At 64.1% G+C, this 17178-nt stretch carries 18 protein-coding genes; 10 read left to right on the forward strand and 8 right to left on the reverse strand.

The genetic code is table 11. From position 1 onward, the window contains the following. Window positions 1–58 precede the first annotated feature (58 nt). From XI03_RS12580 to XI03_RS12595, 4 genes are all read left to right on the forward strand, one after another. Window positions 59–526 carry a PH domain-containing protein gene (locus XI03_RS12580; protein WP_038950272.1) on the forward strand — a complete coding sequence of 156 codons (468 nt, stop codon included), beginning with the start codon at window positions 59–61 and terminating at the stop codon, window positions 524–526. Window positions 527–540: 14 nt separating this feature from the next. Beyond that, window positions 541–1314 carry a bifunctional 2-polyprenyl-6-hydroxyphenol methylase/3-demethylubiquinol 3-O-methyltransferase UbiG gene (gene ubiG / locus XI03_RS12585; protein ID WP_161966326.1) on the forward strand — a complete coding sequence of 258 codons (774 nt, stop codon included), beginning with the start codon at window positions 541–543 and terminating at the stop codon, window positions 1312–1314. A gap of 100 nt (window positions 1315–1414) precedes the next feature. Beyond that, window positions 1415–1696, forward strand: coding sequence for a GIY-YIG nuclease family protein (locus XI03_RS12590; RefSeq protein ID WP_038950275.1), 282 nt, complete (start codon window positions 1415–1417; stop codon window positions 1694–1696). A 249-nt stretch (window positions 1697–1945) separates the two neighbouring features. Further along, window positions 1946–2845, forward strand: a complete 900-nt coding sequence (locus XI03_RS12595; RefSeq protein ID WP_271592319.1) for an EamA family transporter — start codon at window positions 1946–1948, stop codon at window positions 2843–2845. Here XI03_RS12595 and XI03_RS12600 read toward each other — a convergent pair. From XI03_RS12600 to XI03_RS12615, 4 genes are read right to left on the reverse strand one after another with little or no spacing between them, the layout of a single operon-like run. Further along, window positions 2842–3324 carry a DUF1178 family protein gene (locus XI03_RS12600; RefSeq protein ID WP_028141895.1) on the reverse strand — a complete coding sequence of 161 codons (483 nt, stop codon included), beginning with the start codon at window positions 3322–3324 and terminating at the stop codon, window positions 2842–2844. The genes XI03_RS12595 and XI03_RS12600 overlap by 4 nt on opposite strands. Continuing rightward, window positions 3321–4199 carry a carbon-nitrogen hydrolase family protein gene (locus XI03_RS12605; RefSeq protein ID WP_028141894.1) on the reverse strand — a complete coding sequence of 293 codons (879 nt, stop codon included), beginning with the start codon at window positions 4197–4199 and terminating at the stop codon, window positions 3321–3323. Before XI03_RS12605 ends, XI03_RS12600 begins: the two co-directional genes overlap by 4 nt. Then, window positions 4196–4471, reverse strand: a complete 276-nt coding sequence (grxC, locus tag XI03_RS12610; protein WP_028141893.1) for a glutaredoxin 3 — start codon at window positions 4469–4471, stop codon at window positions 4196–4198. The genes XI03_RS12605 and grxC overlap by 4 nt, the downstream gene beginning before the upstream one ends. Window positions 4472–4506: 35 nt before the next feature. After that, on the reverse strand, window positions 4507–5316 hold the full coding sequence (locus tag XI03_RS12615) for a ComF family protein (protein WP_271592310.1): 810 nt from the start codon (window positions 5314–5316) through the stop codon (window positions 4507–4509). Between the two features lie 225 nt (window positions 5317–5541). Between XI03_RS12615 and XI03_RS12620 the strand changes: the two genes are divergently transcribed. Then, window positions 5542–6411 (forward strand): methyltransferase domain-containing protein, encoded by an 870-nt coding sequence (locus XI03_RS12620; RefSeq protein ID WP_028141891.1) that lies wholly within the window; start codon window positions 5542–5544, stop codon window positions 6409–6411. Window positions 6412–6544: 133 nt separating this feature from the next. Here XI03_RS12620 and mutT read toward each other — a convergent pair whose 3' ends face one another. Then, window positions 6545–6955, reverse strand: coding sequence for an 8-oxo-dGTP diphosphatase MutT (gene mutT, locus XI03_RS12625; RefSeq protein WP_271592311.1), 411 nt, complete (start codon window positions 6953–6955; stop codon window positions 6545–6547). Between the two features lie 136 nt (window positions 6956–7091). Between mutT and XI03_RS12630 the strand changes: the two genes are divergently transcribed. Continuing rightward, the gene (locus XI03_RS12630) at window positions 7092–8417 is read left to right on the forward strand and encodes a TadE/TadG family type IV pilus assembly protein (protein ID WP_028141889.1); all 1326 of its coding nucleotides are present in this window, start codon (window positions 7092–7094) and stop codon (window positions 8415–8417) included. Between the two features lie 217 nt (window positions 8418–8634). Here XI03_RS12630 and argJ read toward each other — a convergent pair whose 3' ends face one another. After that, window positions 8635–9876, reverse strand: coding sequence for a bifunctional glutamate N-acetyltransferase/amino-acid acetyltransferase ArgJ (gene argJ / locus XI03_RS12635; RefSeq protein ID WP_038972797.1), 1242 nt, complete (start codon window positions 9874–9876; stop codon window positions 8635–8637). 104 nt (window positions 9877–9980) lie between these two features. After that, window positions 9981–10889 carry a peptidylprolyl isomerase gene (locus XI03_RS12640; RefSeq protein ID WP_028141887.1) on the reverse strand — a complete coding sequence of 303 codons (909 nt, stop codon included), beginning with the start codon at window positions 10887–10889 and terminating at the stop codon, window positions 9981–9983. Between the two features lie 354 nt (window positions 10890–11243). Here XI03_RS12640 and secA point away from each other — a divergent pair, with 354 nt between their 5' ends. Together secA and XI03_RS40515 are read left to right on the forward strand one after the other, a co-directional pair. Then, on the forward strand, window positions 11244–14084 hold the full coding sequence (secA, locus tag XI03_RS12645) for a preprotein translocase subunit SecA (RefSeq protein ID WP_028141886.1): 2841 nt from the start codon (window positions 11244–11246) through the stop codon (window positions 14082–14084). A gap of 540 nt (window positions 14085–14624) precedes the next feature. Next, window positions 14625–15029 carry a DUF6006 family protein gene (locus XI03_RS40515; RefSeq protein WP_442869713.1) on the forward strand — a complete coding sequence of 135 codons (405 nt, stop codon included), beginning with the start codon at window positions 14625–14627 and terminating at the stop codon, window positions 15027–15029. Between the two features lie 202 nt (window positions 15030–15231). On the opposite strand, the gene XI03_RS12650 is transcribed toward XI03_RS40515, so the two are convergent. Beyond that, window positions 15232–15675 carry a MarR family winged helix-turn-helix transcriptional regulator gene (locus XI03_RS12650; protein ID WP_018320557.1) on the reverse strand — a complete coding sequence of 148 codons (444 nt, stop codon included), beginning with the start codon at window positions 15673–15675 and terminating at the stop codon, window positions 15232–15234. Window positions 15676–15712: 37 nt separating this feature from the next. On the opposite strand from XI03_RS12650, the gene XI03_RS12655 reads away from it, so the two are divergent. Both XI03_RS12655 and XI03_RS12660 read left to right on the forward strand, forming a co-directional pair. After that, window positions 15713–15964 (forward strand): hypothetical protein, encoded by a 252-nt coding sequence (locus XI03_RS12655; protein ID WP_162130963.1) that lies wholly within the window; start codon window positions 15713–15715, stop codon window positions 15962–15964. Then, on the forward strand, window positions 15855–17039 hold the full coding sequence (locus tag XI03_RS12660; protein ID WP_028141885.1) for a substrate-binding domain-containing protein: 1185 nt from the start codon (window positions 15855–15857) through the stop codon (window positions 17037–17039). Before XI03_RS12655 ends, XI03_RS12660 begins: the two co-directional genes overlap by 110 nt. Window positions 17040–17178 lie beyond the last annotated feature (139 nt).

A 17178-nucleotide genomic window follows, 5' to 3' on the forward strand; every position in this document is an offset into this window, starting at 1 on the left:
GGCCGGGGGCAAGCGGGTTCCTGCTGCGGCCAATCCGGGCAATGGGTTATCAGAGGTTATGGCGCGCTATATTGACGAAATCCTGCAGCCCGGGGAGCGGGTGCTGTATTCGACCAATGCGCATTGGATCTTCTATTTTCCGGCGATTTTGGCCTGGATCGTGGCTTTGGGCCTGCTGATCCTGTCGCGGCAGGCGGCCGTCGACTGGCTCGTTTTGCTTTGCCTGGGAGCCGCAAGTGTCGCGGCGCTGGCGGCCGTGTATTGGACCCTCAAGGGCTGGTTCCACCGCTTCACCACCGAGACCGACGTCACCAATCTCAGGGTCGTGCACAAGACCGGCTTCATCAAGCGCCGCACCTTCGAGATGGCGCTCGACAAGGTCGAGAGCGTCGATGTCGATCAGACCATCCTTGGACGTATTCTCAACTACGGCGACGTGACGATTCGCGGCGTCGGCGAGGGGATCGAGACGATCAAGACCATCGCCTCGCCGCTCGCCTTCCGTAGTTCGATCACCACGCGGTAGGACCGCGCGTAACCATGAGCATGCAGCAAAATACTTCCCTCTCCGCCAGCCCGCAGCCGGGCTCGACCGTCGACGCCGCCGAGATCGCAAAATTCTCGAAGCTCTCGGCGGAGTGGTGGGACCCCAACGGCAAGATGGCGCCGCTGCACCGGATCAACCCGCTGCGGCTCGGCTACATCCGCGACGCCGCCTGCCGCAAGTTCGAGCGCAACGTGCGCAGCCTCAACTGTCTCGGCGGGCTTCGCGTGCTCGACATCGGCTGCGGCGCCGGCCTGCTGTGCGAGCCGCTGTCGCGGCTGGGAGCGCAGGTCATCGGCGTCGACCCTTCCCAGAGCAACATCGCCGCGGCCAAGCTGCACGCCGACAAGGGCCATCTTGCGATCGACTACCGCTGTACCACGGTGGAGGAGATCGACCCGCGCGAGCGCTTCGATATCGTGCTGGCGATGGAAGTGGTCGAGCACGTCGTCGATGTCGGCGTCTTCCTGAAGCGCTGCGCGGCGATGCTGAAGCCGAACGGCCTCATGGTGGTCTCGACGCTGAACCGCAACTGGAAGAGCTTCGCGCTCGCCATCGTCGGCGCCGAATACGTCCTGCGCTGGCTGCCGCGCGGCACCCACGAATGGAACAAGTTCGTCACCCCCGACGAGCTGACAAAATACCTGCTCGACAATCGCCTCGTCATCACCGAGCAGACCGGCGTGGTCTACAGCCCCTTCGCTGACAAATGGACGCTCTCGTCGGACATGGACGTGAACTACATGGTGGTGGCGGAAGGGATGGTGTGAGTGTGATGCGAGTTGCGACTCCTCTGCCGATGTCGTCCCTGCGAACGCAGGGACCCATAACCACAGGCCCGTCTAGTTAGCCCAATCAGGCGCCCCGAGCATGTACTACGTCTACATCCTCGCCAGCCGCCATCATGGGACGCTCTACATCGGCGTAACCAACTCTCTCCAGAAGCGCCTGGAGCAGCACCGCGCCGGCAAGGGCTCGGAGTTCGTCAAGCGCTATGGCGTGCACCGCCTCGTCTACACCGAATCCTTCGAGCGAGCGGAAGAAGCGATTGCCCGCGAAAAACAGCTCAAGCGCTGGAAGCGCGACTGGAAGATCGAGCTGATCGAGCGCGATAATCCCAAGTGGCGGGATCCAAGTGATCTGTTGGTTTGACGGTGTGACGCGGCCCAGAAAATGCTGTCGTCCCTGCGAACGCGTGATCTATCGGTGGGGCGCGGTGTTGGATGCGCGGGCTGGCAGTCGTCGCAAAACTGCTCCCTGGGGTTATGGGTCCCTGCGTGCGCAGGGACGACACCGAGTTTGTGGCGAGAGCATCGCTCCCATGACGTCCGTGCGGTTGACCGCGCTGGCCTCAACTTGCAGGTTGGCCGCAGTTATTTCCCGCTAATGCCCGCCCACCCCATGCTCACCATCGCCAGCCTCTGGATTCCCTTCACCCTCGTTGCTGCGCTCGGCCAAGTCGCGCGCAATGCGATGCAGCGGTCGTTGACGAAGCCGCTGGGGACCTGGGGCGCGACCAATATCCGCTTCCTGTTCGGCTTCCCGTTTTCGGTGCTGTTCCTCGGCGTGGTGCTGGTCGCCACCGGCGATCGTCTGGGCATGCCGCCGACCGTGTTCTGGCCGTGGCTCTTGCTCGGCGCGCTCAGCCAGATCGTCGCCACCGGCCTGATGCTGCTCGCCATGAACGATCGCTCCTTCGTGGTGACGACGGCGTACCTGAAGACCGAGGCGATCCAGACCGCGATCTTCGGTTTCGTCTTCCTCGGCGATCACCTGACTTGGCTGAAGGTGCTGGCGATCGTGATCGCGACCGTCGGCGTCGTCATCACCGCGCTCAGGCCCGGCGGCGAGAAGAGTTTTGCCGAATTGAAGCCGACCATCACCGGCCTCGTTGCGGCTGCCGCGTTCGCGCTGTCTGCGGTTGGCTTTCGCGGCGCGATCATCAACGTGCCCGGCGTCACATTCGTGACCTCGGCCTCGTTCACGCTGGTGCTCGGCCTGTTCGTGCAGACGCTGGTGCTGACGATCTATCTGCTCTGGCGCGCGCCAAAGGTGCTGCAGGCGATCCTCGGCCTGTGGAAGCCGTCGATGCTGGCCGGCTTCATGGGCGCCTTCGCGTCACAATTCTGGTTCCTGGCGTTCGCGCTGACGGCCGCCGCCAATGTCCGCACGCTCGCTCTGATCGAGGTGCTGTTCGCGCAAGCGGTGGCGTATTATTCGTTCAAGCAGCCGATCGCGCCGCGCGAGCTTGCAGGTATCGCGCTGATCATCATCGGTGTGGCGGTGCTGGTGGGGGCCTAATTCCGGTCTTCCGGCAATGTCGGCAGCGGCGACACCTCGATGCCCTCATCGATCAGCGACTTCGCCTCCTCCGGCGAGGCCTCGCCGTAGATCGGACGGTGCTCCTTGTCGCCATAGTGCATCGCGCGGGCTTCATTGGCGAAGCGCTCGCCGACATTGTCGGCGTTCTTCACGATGTGATCGCGCAGCTCCTTCAGCTTGGTGCGCAGCTCTTTCTCCTGCGCCAGCATCAGCGAGGTCGGTCCTGATGGTGCTGCCTCGGGCGTGGGGGCAGCCGCCGGTTCCGGCGGCGGCGCCGCGCGCCCACGGCCCTTCTTGCCGACGATGCGCGGGGCCATGATCGCCTTGTCGACCTTGGCGGAGCCGCAGATCGGGCAGGTCACGAGCTTGCGCTTGACCTGCGAATCATAGGCCGACGAGCTCTGGAACCAGCTCTCGAAGCCGTGGTCGCGGTCGCAGCGAAGCGCGTAGCGGATCATGCCGATCCCCGCACGAGGTGCAAATGATCCGGCCCGGCCTTGGGATCGGACACGCCGAAGCGGCGGCCGTGCTGGAGCGAGGGAATCGCGCGGCGGGCAGTCTCGACCTTGGCCGGGTCGATCCTGGCCATGATGATGCCGGGCTCGACATCGCCCTCGGCGAGAATCTCGCCCCAGGGATCGATGATCAGCGAATGGCCATAGGTCTCGCGCTTGTTCTCGTGGGTGCCTGCCTGGGCAGCTGCGAAGATGAAGCAGCCGGTCTCGATCGCGCGCGCGCGCAGCAGCACGTGCCAGTGCGCTTCGCCAGTCTTGCGGGTGAAGGCCGAGGGCACGGTGATGAAGTATGCACCGCTCTCGGCGAGGGCGCGGTAAAGCGCGGGAAAGCGCAAATCGTAGCAGATCGTCAAGCCCACCCGGCCCCACGGCAGGTCGGAGATCACCGCGGTCTCGCCCGGCTGGTAATTGGCGGATTCGCGATAGCTCTCGCCGTCCGGCAGCTCGATATCGAACATGTGGATCTTGTCGTAGCTCGCGAGCACATTGCCCTCGGGCCCGATCAGGAAGGAGCGGTTGACCGCCTTTTCGGCCGAGAAGCGCAGCGCCAGCGAGCCGACATGGAGATGGATCTTCAGTTCCGCCGCGAGCGCCCGGTAGGCCTTCAGCGAAGTGTCGTCCTCCTCGCTCTGCAGATGCTCGAACAGCGCCTTGCGGTTCAGCTGCATCATGTTGCTGACTTCGGGCGTCTGCACGTAGTCGGCGCCGCCCGCCGCAGCCTGCCGGATCAGCTTCGTGGCCTGTTCGAGGCTGGGCCCGGGCATCAGGCCGGTACGCATCTGCACCATGGCGGCCGTGAAGGTGCGGTTCTCGCTCATGACACCGCCTTCACGCTGTCCAGCATGCCGTCGAGCTTGCCTTCGCGATCGAGGGCGTAGAGATCGTCGCAGCCGCCAACATGGGTTCCGCCGATCCAGATCTGCGGGAATGTCGAGCCTTCGCCGGCGCGGTCGTACATCTCGTCCCGCCAGGAGGGGTTCTTGGCGACGTCGAATTCGGTAAAGGTCGCCTTCTTGCGGGTCAGCAGGGACCTCGCCGCGGAACAATAGCCGCAGCCCGGCCTGGTGTAGATCTCGACAGCAGCAGTCATGGCGTCCGGCGCTCTCATGTCATGAAGTCATTGAATTATATGGGACGGGGGCCGCTCTCGACAACCCGGGCGAAGACCAGCACGTCGACCTGGGCGGCTTTGGCCCGGAGCAGGACCCGGGCGCAGGCATCCAGCGTCGCCCCCGACGTCAGGACGTCGTCGATCAGGACAATGCGGCGGCCCTGGATTTCGGCCTGACGGTCGGGGAATACCTGGAACGCGCCCTGCACATTGGTGGCGCGCTGGGCCCGCGACAGGCCGATCTGCTGCTCGGTGGCGCGCACCCGGCGCAGCACCGCAGCCCTCGCCCTGACCCCGCTCTGCCGTTCGATGATCTGCGCCAGCGCCCCGGACTGGTTGTAGCGGCGGCGCCAGGCCCGCCGCCAATGCAGGGGCACCGGCACCAGCATGTCGGCCCCGGCCAGCAGCTCGCCGCCCGCGCGCGCCATCCAGCGGCCCATGGCGGGCGCCAAATCGGTGCGGTCCTGGTATTTCAACGCATGCACCAGCGTGCGCGCGACGTCGTCATAGCGCACGGCCGCGCGGGCGCGCTGGTAGGCCGGCGGGCTCGCGATCGCCTCCATCGACAGCATGTCGGAGCCGGGATCATAGACGAAGGGAATGCCGAGCCGCGGGCAGTAGGGACGTTCGATGAATGACAGCCGCGCCCAGCACGAAGCGCAAACGCCCTCGCCATCGACCGGTTCGCGGCAGGACACGCACTGCGTCGGCAGCGCGATGTCGAGCGCGAGCCGTGCCGCGCGCGACAGCGCGTGGCGGCCGGCCGTCCACGCCGCCCGGAAGGGGGCGGCGATGGAACGGGTGGGGGCGGCGTTGGCGTCCATGCGGGAAGGCTAGCGTTCTGAGGCTCCGGGCTCAAGCCACGCTCTCGTGCCCCGGACGCAGTGCAGCGCCCCCGGCGATGCGAAGCATCGTCCGGTGCGGTGCGCTGCAGAGCCGGGGCCCATCTCACGGCATCGTCCGGTGTTGGTGTCTGGGTCCCGGCTCTGCGCAGCAGCGCAAGAGCGCTGCGGCGCGTCCGGGACACGGGAGCGATTGCCAGAACCAGCATGATCGGCGTAACCAGCGGCATGGTTCAGTCCCCGCAAACCCCGCCCGCTCTGTTCGATCGCGCTTTGCTGCAATCGCGGCAGCGGCGTGCGCAGACACAGGGCGAGGTGACCTTCCTGCTTGATCGCGTCGCCGAGGACATGTCCGACCGGTTGGCTGCGGTGATGCGGGAGTTTCACGCGGCGGTCGATCTCTGGACGCCTGGTGAGGGGCTGGCGGCGTTGCGCACGCGCCTGCCTTCCCTCCAACGGATCGCGCTCGATGCTGCGGGTTCAGAGACGCTGCCCTTTGCGCCCGAAAGCCTCGATCTCGTCGTCTCCGCGCTGGCGCTGCAATTCGTCAACGACCTGCCGGGCGTGCTCGCGCAAATCCGCCGCGCGCTCAAGCCCGACGGCCTGCTGCTCGCGGCGATGATCGGCGGCGACAGCCTGACCGAGCTGCGCCAGGCCTTTGCCGCCGCGGAAGCCGAATGCGAGGGCGGCGTTTCGCCGCGCGTCGCGCCATTTGCTGACCTGCGCGACATCGGCGCGCTGTTGCAGCGCGCGGGCTTTGCGCTGCCGGTGACCGACGTCGACCGCGTCGTGGTGCGCTATTCCAACGCATTCGCGCTGATGCAGGATCTCCGGCGCATGGGCGCTGCCAATGTGCTGATCGAGCGGCGGCGAACACCGAGCCGGCGCGCGACGCTGCTGCGGATGGCCGAGATCTACACTGAGCGCTTTGCCGATGCCGACGGCCGCATCCGTGCGACCTTCGACATCATCTGGCTCTCCGGCTGGGCCCCGCATGCGAGCCAGCAGCAGCCGCTGAAGCCGGGATCGGCGAAAGCGAGCCTGGCGGAGGCGGTGAAGAAGGCGGGGAAAGAGTGATGCGTGTCCCGGACGCGCTGCAGCGTGAAACGCTGCTGCGCAGAGCTGGGACCAGCTCCGCGGCAAGCGTGGGCCCCGGCTCTGCAGCGCATCGCTGAAGGAGCGCTGCGCTGCGTCCGGGGCACAGTGCATCTCACATCAATAGATCAATCAAATGCGGGATCAGCGGAATGTCCGCGGGCGGCATCGGGTAGTCGCGCAGCTTGTTGGCACGGACCCAGGCCAGGGTCTGGCCTTCGCGCGGCGTCACCTGTCCCTCCCAGCGCCGGCAGATATAGAGCGGCATCAGGAGGTGGAAGGTCTCGTAGCCGTAGCTCGCGAAGGTCAGTGGGGCCAGGCACGGCTCGGCGACGGTGATGCCGAGCTCCTCGTGCAGCTCGCGGATCAGGCTCTGCTCCGGCCGCTCGCCTGGCTCGAGCTTGCCGCCGGGAAACTCCCAGAGGCCGGCCAGCGTCTTGCCCGCGGGGCGCTGCGCGATCAGGACGCGCTTGTCGGGGTCGATCAGCGCGCAAGCCACAACCAGTGCCAGTTTCAGATCGGCCATACGCGATTTCGCTCGCTGAAGATCATCCGCAACGGTTTATTAACCCTATTGCGGCCCATGTTTTCGAGGTTCCCATAAGTCATATTTAATCGACGGTTCCTAGAGTGGAAACGCATAAACCACTCGGGCCCAAGCCATGCGCGCTGCGAATTCCACCATCATCCGCCGGTTCGTCCAAGACCGGCGCGGCAATATCGCGGTGATCTTCGCGCTCGCCTGCGTCCCGTTGATCACGGCGGTCGGCTGCGCGGTCGACTACTCGCGCGCGACGCAGACCCGGGCCAAGCTTCAGGCCGCAGCCGATGCTGCCAGCGTCGGCTCGATCGCCAAGGCATCGCCGGCCTTCAAGGCCGCCGGCTCCATGACGTCGGATGGCTCGATCTCCGTGGGCGTCACCGACGCCCAGAACATCTTCGACGCCAATCGCGCCAATCAGACCGGCTACACTCTCAACAGCGTCACGCCGACCGTGGTCAAAACCGGATCGACCGTCACCTCGACCGTCGCGTTCAACGCCACCGTGAACACCATGTTTCTCGGCCTGATCGGCAAGACCGCGCTGACGCTGACCGGTACGTCGAAAGCGACGGCCAGCATGCCGCTCTATATCGATTTCTACCTGCTGCTGGACAATTCGCCGTCGATGGGTGTCGGCGCCACGCCGACCGACGTGCAGACGATGGTCAACAACACATCGGACAAGTGCGCTTTCGCCTGCCACGACCTCAAGGACAAGAACAATTACTACGACCTTGCCAAAAAGCTTGGCGTGACCACCCGGATCGACGTGCTGCGGACCGCAACGCAGTCGTTGATGGATACTGCGAGTGCGACTGAAACCTATTCAAACCAGTTCAGAATGGCGATCTACGATTTCGGCGGCTCCGCAAGCACGCTCGGCCTGCGCAATCTGTTTTCGTTGTCGGGCTCTCTCTCCAGCGCCAAATCGGCGGCGGGCAATATCGACCTGATGTCGGTGAACGGTCAGAACGAGAATAACGACCAGGACACGGCATTCACCGCGATATTCCCTGCGATCAACGGCGAGATCAGCTCCCCCGGAACCGGCACGTCGTCCAGCCCGCTCAAATATCTGTTCTTCGTCTCCGACGGGGTCGCTGACGAGAGCAACACCGGATGCCTGAAACCGCTCTCCGGCACCACGCGGTGCCAATCGCCGCTCAATGCTGCGCTCTGCAAGACGATGAAGGACCGGGGCGTCAAGATTGCCGTGCTGTACACCACGTACCTCGCGCTGCCCACCAACAGCTGGTACATGAAATGGGTCGCTCCGTTCAATACCGGCCCCTACGGGCCGTCGCCGAACAGCGAGATCGCGCAGAACATGCAGAGCTGCGCGTCGTCCGGGCTCTATTTCGAGGTGAGCCCGACGCAAGGCATCTCGGACGCCATGAACGCGCTGTTCAAGAAAGCGGTCGCGGACGCGCGGATTTCAGGGTGATTTGAAGCACGGCTCTCGCGCTCTCTTACCGTCACCCTGAGGTGGCCGTTCCTTCAGCGGCCCTCGAAGGGCGACGGCCCGGCTCTCTGCACGCGGCTGTAGCGGTGGCCGTGCATCCTTAGAGGCTCCCGATGGGGCGCTTCGCGCCCCATCACCCGCACCTCCAGCGACAATGGCTTCGCCATTGCGCGGGGATGACGGTCTGAGAGTAGCGAAACTACGACCTGTAATCGCCGTTGATCGCGACATATTCCTTGGTGAGGTCGCAGGTCAGCACGCGGTCGCGGCCCTTGCCGAGGCCGAGCGAGACCTTGATCGCGATCTCCGGGGCCTTCATCGCTTCCGAGACCTGCGCCTCGTCATAATCCGGATCGCGCGCGCCGCTCTTGGCGACGCGGATGCCGTTGAAGGAAATCGAAAGCTTGTCGCGATCGGCCGGCTCGCCGGCCTTGCCGACTGCCATCACGACGCGGCCCCAATTGGCGTCCTCGCCGGCGATCGCGGTCTTGACCAGCGGCGAGTTGGCGATCGACATCGCGATCTTGCGCGCGGAGGCCTTGGTCTTGGCGCCCTCGACAGTGATCTCGACCAGCTTGCGCGCGCCTTCGCCGTCCCGGGCCACTTGTTCAGAAAGATTGGCGAGCACCTGGTTGAAGGCTTTGACGAAGGCCTTCAGGCGCGGATCGCTGGCGCGGCTGATCTTCGGTGCGCCGTGCTCGGCGGCAGCGCCGGTGGCGAAGGCCAGCAGCGTGTCCGACGTGGACGTGTCGCCGTCGATCGTCACCGCGTTGAAGGTGTCCTCGACGCCGCTCTTGAGCAGCGCCTGCAAGGCCGCGGGCGCGATCGGTGCGTCGGTGAAGATGAAGGACAGCATCGTCGCCATGTCGGGGGCGATCATGCCGGCGCCCTTGGCCATGCCGTTGATGGTGACCTTGGCCTTGCCGAGCTTGACGGTCGCGGTCGCGACCTTCGGGAAGGTGTCGGTGGTCATGATCGCCTTGGCCGCAGCGAGGTAGTCGCCGGGCTCGGCGGCTTCAGCCAGTCGGCCCAGCACGCCGTCGAACTTGGTCGCGTCCAGCGGCTCACCGATCACGCCGGTCGAGGCCAGGAAGATTTCGCCCTCGCTGCATCCGACCGCCTTGGCCGCGATCTTCGCGGTCAGCGCGGTGGAGGCGCGGCCGGTCTTGCCGGTGAAGGCATTGGCGTTGCCGGAATTGACCACCAGCGCGCGCGCCTTGCCGCCTTTCAGCTTGGCGCGGCACCATTCCACCGGTGCGGAGGGGCATTTCGACTTGGTGAAGACGCCGGCGACCGCGGTGCCCTTGTCCATCACCGCCAGCAACACGTCGGTTCGGTTCTTGTAGCGGATGCCGGCTTCGGCCGTCGCGAGACGGATGCCCGCAATGGTGGGCATGTCGGGAACTGTTTTCGGGGCGAGCGGGGAGACGGAGGAGGACATCGCGGGGCGCCTTGGTGGGATCTGAATATGCAGATGCCCGGCGCGGGGGCCGGGCATCACGAAGGCTTAGATACTCTTCACGTCACCGAAGTGACAGCGAATTCTTACTTCTTTGCAGGCGGCGCCATCTTGCTGTCGGAGGGCTTCGCCGCATCCGCCGGCTTGGCGTCCGCCGCCGGCTGGTCCAGCCGCTCGACCTTGGCTTCGGCGCGCAGCTTGGCGACGTAGTCGGCCTGGGCCTTGCGGGTGACGTACTGCTCGATCTGGGCCTTGACCTGCTCGAAGTCCGGCGCCTTGCGGTTGCGCTTTTCCTCGACCTTGATGACGTGCCAGCCGAACTGCGACTTGACGGGGTCGGAGATCTTGCCGGGCTCGAGCGCGAAGGCGATCGTCGAGAATTCCGGCACCATCTGCTCCTTGGTGAAGAAGCCGAGATCGCCGCCGTCGGCCGAACCCGGATCCTTGGACTTCTTCTTGGCGAGCTCGGCGAAATCGGCGCCCTTGTCGAGCTCGGCCTTCACCGCCTTGGCCTCGTCCTCGGTCTCGACCAGGATGTGGCGGGCGCGCACTTCCTGCTCGCCGGTGATCTGCTTGGAGGCCTCTTCATAGACCTTCTTCATGGCGTCGGGGGTGGTGGCGGCCTTGCCCTCACCCGCGAGCAGGCTGTCCATCAGAAGCCGGTTGCGGGCGAATGCCAGGCGCTTCTTGAATTCCTCGCTATCGGCAACCTTCTTGTCCTCGGCAGCCTTGCTGACGATTTTCATGTCGATCAGGAAGGACAGGACGTTCTCGTCCTTGGTCGCCGGGTCCATCTGGGCGAGGCTCGGCCCGAGCTCCTCCTCGGCCATGGCGACGTCGCTCTTCTTGATTTCAGCGCCATTGACCTTCGCCAGCACCGGATCGTCGGCGGCCCGGCCGGGACCCGCGATCAGCGCCAGCGCAAGGCAGCCCACGAGGGCGGTGGCGAGGCCGAAGCGCAGGCCGGTTTTGGTTACCGGGAACGAGGTGGTCATGGAAAATCCTTATGTTGAAGCAGGGGGCTGCTCGAGCGGGGCGGACACTCGCCCAATACAGGGGGGCTTGGCAACGCGAAAAGTCTGTCAAAATGATGAATTAGCCGCAATGCGCCCGCCGTTGACAAGGCCCTGACCGGGCCATATCTCTGCCCGGTCGCGACCATGGCGATGGCGTTTATTTTGCTGCGTTTTTGGCCGTTGAACCCAGACTTGCCCAATTCCCACCCATATGGCGGATGACCCCCCGCAGTCCGGGCTCTGACGCCATCAGGCGTCACGGTGAGTTGATAGGCAGGCGGGTGACAACTTCTTGGCTGCAACGCGTTTGAATCGCGAACACAGGAACTAGGCATGATCGGCGCGCTCGCCCGCAAGTTTTTCGGCTCCGCCAACGACCGGCGGGTGAAGGGATATCAGTCCCGCGTCAACGCGATCAACGCGCTGGAAGGAGAGGTCTCGCAGCTCTCCGATGAGGCGCTCAAGGCCCGCACCGCCGACTTCAAGAAGCAGCTCGCCGAGGGCAAGACGCTGGACGAGCTGCTGGTCCCCGCCTTCGCCACCGTGCGCGAGGCCGCCAAGCGCACGCTCGGTCAGCGCCATTTCGACGTCCAGCTGATCGGCGGCATGGTGCTGCACGAGGGCGATATCGCCGAGATGAAGACCGGCGAAGGCAAGACGCTGGTCGCAACCCTCGCGGTCTACCTCAACGCGCTCGCCGGCAAGGGCGTCCACGTCGTCACCGTCAACGACTACCTCGCCCGCCGCGACTCCGGCTGGATGGGCCAGATCTACGGCTTCCTCGGCATGACCACCGGCGTGATCGTGCACGGCCTCGACGATGCCGAGCGCAAGGCGGCCTATGCCTGCGACATCACCTACGGCACCAACAACGAATACGGCTTCGACTACTTACGCGACAACATGAAGTACCGGCTCGAGGACATGGTCCAGCGCCCGCACTTCTTCGCCATCGTCGACGAGGTCGATTCCATCCTGATCGACGAAGCGCGCACGCCGCTGATCATCTCCGGTCCGCTCGACGACCGCTCCGATTTCTACAACACCATCGACGGCTTCCTGCCCAAGCTCGACAAGACCGACTACGAGGTCGACGAGAAGCAGCGCACGGTGACGCTGACCGAAGCCGGCATGGAGAAGATCGAGACCCTGCTGCGCGATGCCGGCCAGCTCAAGGGCGAGTCGCTCTACGACGTCGAGAACGTCTCCGTCGTGCACCACATCAACCAGGCGCTGCGCGCGCACACGCTGTTCACGCGCGACAAGGACTACATCGTCCGCGACGACGAGGTCGTCATCATCGACGAGTTCACCGGACGCATGATGCAGGGCCGCCGCTATTCCGAGGGTCTGCACCAGGCGCTGGAAGCCAAGGAGCACGTGCAGGTTCAGCCGGAAAACCAGACTTTGGCCTCGATCACTTTCCAGAACTATTTCCGGATGTACGAGAAGCTCGCCGGCATGACCGGCACGGCGTTGACCGAAGCCGACGAGCTCTTCGACATCTACAAGCTCGAAGTCGTTGAGATCCCGACCAACGTGCCGATCGGCCGCCTCGACGAGGACGACGAGGTTTATCGCACCCACAAGGAAAAATACGCGGCCATCCTCGCCGAGATCGAGCGGGCCAATTCGCGACTCCAGCCGGTGCTGGTCGGCACGGCGTCGATCGAGAAGTCGGAAGTGCTGGCCGAGTTTCTCAAGCAGAACGGCTACAAGCAGATCGATTTCGGCAAGGAGAACGCGCTCGACAAGCTCTACGCTGCCGCGCGCGCCGGCAAGCCGGCGAAACTGTTCGCGGTGCTGAATGCGCGCTTCCACGAGCAGGAAGCCTATATCGTCGCGGAAGCCGGCGTGCCCGGCGCGATCACGATCGCGACCAACATGGCCGGTCGCGGTACCGACATCAAGCTCGGCGGCTCGCTCGAGATGCGCATCCCGAAGGAGACCGCGGGCATCGAGGACGAGGCCGAGAAGGCCCGGAAGATCGAGCAGATCAAGGCCGACGTCGAGCGCTTCCGCGACATCGTGCTGAAGGCTGAAGAGATCGTCGAGATCGAGCCGGCGAAGGGCAACAAGCCCGCCAAGACCGTGACCAAGCCCGGCGGCCTCTACATCATGGGCTCCGAGCGCCACGAATCCCGCCGTATCGACAATCAGCTGCGCGGCCGTTCCGGCCGTCAGGGCGATCCCGGCCGCTCGAAATTCTTCCTGTCGCTGGAAGACGATCTGATGCGCATCTTCGGCTCGGATCGCCTCGACAGCATGCTCCAGCGTCTCGGCCTGCAAGAGGGCGAGGCCATCATCCATCCCTGGATCAACAAGGCGCTGGAGAAGGCGCAGCAGAAGGTCGAGGCGCGCAACTTCGACATCCGCAAGAACCTCCTGAAGTTCGACAACGTCCAGAACGACCAGCGCAAGGTGATCTTCGACCAGCGCGTCGACCTGATGAAGGACGAGAGCGTCGCCGAGACCGTCACCGACATGCGTCACGCCTTCATCGACGACCTCGTCGCCAAGCACGTGCCGGAGCATGCCTATGCCGAGCAGTGGGACGTCGCCGGCCTGAAGGACGAATTGAAGCGCGTGCTCGATCTCGACCTGCCGGTCGACGAATGGGCCAAGGAAGAAGGCATCGCCGACGAGGAGCTGCTCACGCGCATCGAGACCAAGGCCGACGAGCACATGGCGGCCAAGGTGGCGCAATGGGGTCCCGACGTGATGCGTTACGTCGAGAAGACCATTTTGCTTCAGACGCTCGACCATCTCTGGCGCGAGCATCTGATCATGCTCGACCATCTGCGCCAGGTCATCGGGCTGCGCGGTTACGGCCAGCGCGATCCCTTGCAGGAGTACAAGACCGAAGCCTTCAATCTCTTCCAGGAGATGAGCGCTCACTTGCGCGAGGCCGTCACGGCGCAGCTGATGCGGGTCGAGATCGTTCCGCCGGAGCAGGAAGCGCCCGTCCTGCCGCCGATGGAGGCGCACAAGTTCGACCCGAACACCGGCGAGGACGAAATGGCGCTCGCCAGCGTCACGCTCGGCGCTCAGGCCAGCGATGCAGCGTTGCGCGATCCGAAGAACCCGGCAAGCTGGGGCAAGGTCGGCCGCAACGAGGATTGCCCGTGCGGCTCAGGCAAGAAGTACAAGCACTGCCACGGGCGGTATGCCTGATCGATGATCTCAATACCCAGCGAACTCGCGGTGCTGTATTGGCCTTCGAGTTCGCGAGGGATTGAAATGCTTCCGATCCATATGGTGCCTGCTGATCTTCAGGTGCATCACGAATGGTAGGCACACGCCATTGAGGATGGCTGGCTCACATTTGTCAGGGGGTCTGGCTTCCGTCACGCGCGGCTGAGCACGCTTTGCCCACCTGGCAACCAGCCCCGATGTTGAGCGAACAGGTACTTGGCCCGTTCATCACCCTCGTGAGAAGCATCGCCCTGTTCCATGCGCGTGGCCTGCAGCGCCTGTTCCTTTGGTCACTCCCGGGTGCCGCTGCAGCAGATTGTCGGCGGCCACTCGCTCGTCCGGCTGCGCAGCTGAAGCCTGGAAAGCCGACGGTCAAAGCGCGGCATCGTGTCTCGGGGATCGCCTTGGGGTAGACCATCCAATATTTTGCCACTGCTCATTGTGATCTGGATCACCTCTAATGAGCTCAATCCGTGTTTTGATTGAATCGCACGGGGGCCGAAAATTGGGAGCCAGACAATGTCCAAACGCGTGCTGCCAACCACCTTGTGTGTTCTTGCCCTGAGTTTTTACGCTTGCGGTCCCGTTTCTGCGAGCCAAGTGGGCGGATGGTGGGGCGGAACATGGTCGTGCAACATAGACGGCCGGTCGGCCCGGATGAAATGGGCCGCCGTTGATGACAGTCAGACAAGCTGTAACGGCGACACTTGCACCACCAGCTCGGGAGCACGCTGGGCAGGCAGCTTCTCGGATAATGGCTCGCGATGGGTGAGGTTAACAAATCCACGCAGCGGAACGCAGGGCGGCGTGTACTTCAACCATGCCGACGGCAATAAATGGTATTTAGCCAAACCGGTCAGCAACAAGTCCGCGGGCTGGACGACATGGAACGGCCAACGCTATTCCCTCTCGTGCTGGCGATGATGCAATTATGCGGCGCCTGCTCATTCTCCGCCTGGACGCGAGGGCGAGCCTTGAGAACTGAATAAGGCCTGCTGCGCTCTGTGAGCGCCACCAATGCCAGCGTGACCAACGCGCGTGCTTTCATGGAGGTCCTCTCTCCATGCATTGAATGGCATATGAGTGTGTCGGCTTCGCAAGGCCCCCACGCTCCAATTCACGAGGTCTAATTCGAGCTGTCGATCAAGCTCTCCAGCAGCCGCTTGAGCTCGCTCGTCGACTTGTCACCGTAGCTCTCCAGGATGTGCTCCTCCTGGTCGACCGCGAGCGAGTTGAGCTTCTTGCACAACACCTTGCCGCGGTCGGAGATGAACATCAGCACCTTGCGGCGGTCGCCCGGGTCCTGCACGCGATAGACCAGCGTGTCGGAGACCATGCGGTCGATCATCTTGGTCAGCGTCGGATGGTTGAGCAGCACGGCGCCCGCAAGCTCGCCCATCGAATGGCCGTTGCCATCGGACAGCACCTTCAGGATGCGCCACTGCTCGACCGGCACGCCTTCCTTGCTCAACCGCAGCTCGAGCTGCCGGTTGATCTCCCGGTTGGCTTGCGCGAGCAAATAAGCGAGGTGTTCGGTGATCGGGGTGTTTTCTTTCGACGGTTTTGCCACGGCTAAGACTTTGTCTTGACCTAATTGAGTGAATGTCTTGCAATCGATGCTGCATCTATATGCACTTCAATTCTTGAATATTCAATATTTTCAAAATAGGATCATTGCACAACAAAAGGGCGGAAGCCGCGGCCGCCTGCTCAATGTGCTTTCAGGTCTGGTGCCAGACAGGAGTTGGCGTGCGCGCGACGGTAAACTTCCCGGCTCATGGCGGTCCGGCGTTGCCACCGTCTTTGCTGTTCAGGAATCTGTCGTCCGCGGCAGCGGATTTCGACCTGTCGCCGTTTGACACGCATGTCATGAAACGCCGCGGCGCGCGCAACAAGCTGCGCATCGGCAATTTCCTCACCTTCACCGGCTCGCCCGGAATCTGGGGCCCGACCTCCACCAACAGCGCCATGCTCGCGGTCGCCGAGATCAACAAGCGCGGCGGCATCCTGGGGCGCGAGCTCGAGCTCTCGATCTACGATTCCGGCGGCCCGATCGAAGACGTCGTGCAACGCGCCGAGCAGGCGATCGCCTTCGACGAGGTCGACCTGATCATGGGCTCGCATATCAGCGCCGTCCGTGTTGCCCTGCGCAAGGTCACCGGCAACCGCATCCCCTACATCTACACTCCCGTCTATGAAGGCGGCGAGCGCACGCCGGGCGTGATGGCGATCGGCGAGACGCCGCGCTGGCAGAGTCGGCCGTCGATCCACTGGCTGGCGGACGTCAAGAAGGCGGCGCGCTGGTATCTGATCGGCAGCGACTATGTCTGGCCCTGGCAGTCGCATCGCGCGGTGAAGCGCTACATCAAGGAGGCCGGCGGCCAGGTCGTCGGCGAGGAATTTGTCCCCGTCGGCGAGGACAATCACGAGCCGCATCTGGCGCGCATCCGCGCCGCCAAGCCCGATGTCGTGCTGATCTCGCTGATCGGCACCGACAGCATCACCTTCAATCGCGCCTTCGCGGAAGCCGGCCTTGCGACCTCGACGCTGCGGCTTGCCGGCGCGATGGACGAGACCGTGCTGCTCGGCATCGGCGCCGACAACACCGAGAATTTGTTCTGCGCCTCCGGCTATTTCAACTGTATGGCCTCGCGTGCCAATGACGAGTTCCTCGGTGGCTACCAGGCCATGTTCGGCCCGCACGCGCCGCCGGTCGGCTCGGTCGGCCAGTCGAATTATGAGGGGTTGCGGTTCCTGGAGTCGGTGGCCAATCGTGCCGGGTCGCTGGCCTTTCGTCCGCTGCTGAAGGCCGCACGCAACACCGTTTACTCGGCGGGCCGCGGTCCCGTGGTTCTTCGCGACGGGCGCGCCGAGATGCCGATGTACCTCGCTGAAGCCGACGGTCTCGACTTCAAGATCATCAAGACGCTTTGAGGGGCGGCTGTTGATACGTCGCAGCGGCTTCGCGAAATAATACTTGAAAAGGAAAATATTTCCGTCTGTAATATCGACGCGAAGCCGAACGGGCCGCGCTTGTGCAAGCGCGACCGCGAGACTCCGTCCAACGCCAGGG

It is taken from the genome of Bradyrhizobium sp. CCBAU 65884 (assembly GCF_028128835.1).
In the GTDB taxonomy this organism is placed as follows: Bacteria; Pseudomonadota; Alphaproteobacteria; order Rhizobiales; family Xanthobacteraceae; genus Bradyrhizobium; species Bradyrhizobium ottawaense.

Excerpts from the sequence above, each read along its gene's own strand:
- XI03_RS12580 (WP_038950272.1), top strand. The coding sequence starts at position 59 with ATGGCGCGCTATATTGACGAAATCCTGCAGCCCGGGGAGCGGGTGCTG.
- ubiG (WP_161966326.1), top strand. The coding sequence starts at position 541 with ATGAGCATGCAGCAAAATACTTCCCTCTCCGCCAGCCCGCAGCCGGGC.
- XI03_RS12590 (WP_038950275.1), top strand. The coding sequence starts at position 1,415 with ATGTACTACGTCTACATCCTCGCCAGCCGCCATCATGGGACGCTCTAC.
- XI03_RS12595 (WP_271592319.1), top strand. The coding sequence starts at position 1,946 with ATGCTCACCATCGCCAGCCTCTGGATTCCCTTCACCCTCGTTGCTGCG.
- XI03_RS12600 (WP_028141895.1), bottom strand. The coding sequence starts at position 3,324 with ATGATCCGCTACGCGCTTCGCTGCGACCGCGACCACGGCTTCGAGAGC.
- XI03_RS12605 (WP_028141894.1), bottom strand. The coding sequence starts at position 4,199 with ATGAGCGAGAACCGCACCTTCACGGCCGCCATGGTGCAGATGCGTACC.
- grxC (WP_028141893.1), bottom strand. The coding sequence starts at position 4,471 with ATGACTGCTGCTGTCGAGATCTACACCAGGCCGGGCTGCGGCTATTGT.
- XI03_RS12615 (WP_271592310.1), bottom strand. The coding sequence starts at position 5,316 with ATGGACGCCAACGCCGCCCCCACCCGTTCCATCGCCGCCCCCTTCCGG.
- XI03_RS12620 (WP_028141891.1), top strand. The coding sequence starts at position 5,542 with ATGATCGGCGTAACCAGCGGCATGGTTCAGTCCCCGCAAACCCCGCCC.
- mutT (WP_271592311.1), bottom strand. The coding sequence starts at position 6,955 with ATGGCCGATCTGAAACTGGCACTGGTTGTGGCTTGCGCGCTGATCGAC.
- XI03_RS12630 (WP_028141889.1), top strand. The coding sequence starts at position 7,092 with ATGCGCGCTGCGAATTCCACCATCATCCGCCGGTTCGTCCAAGACCGG.
- argJ (WP_038972797.1), bottom strand. The coding sequence starts at position 9,876 with ATGTCCTCCTCCGTCTCCCCGCTCGCCCCGAAAACAGTTCCCGACATG.
- XI03_RS12640 (WP_028141887.1), bottom strand. The coding sequence starts at position 10,889 with ATGACCACCTCGTTCCCGGTAACCAAAACCGGCCTGCGCTTCGGCCTC.
- secA (WP_028141886.1), top strand. The coding sequence starts at position 11,244 with ATGATCGGCGCGCTCGCCCGCAAGTTTTTCGGCTCCGCCAACGACCGG.
- XI03_RS40515 (WP_442869713.1), top strand. The coding sequence starts at position 14,625 with ATGTCCAAACGCGTGCTGCCAACCACCTTGTGTGTTCTTGCCCTGAGT.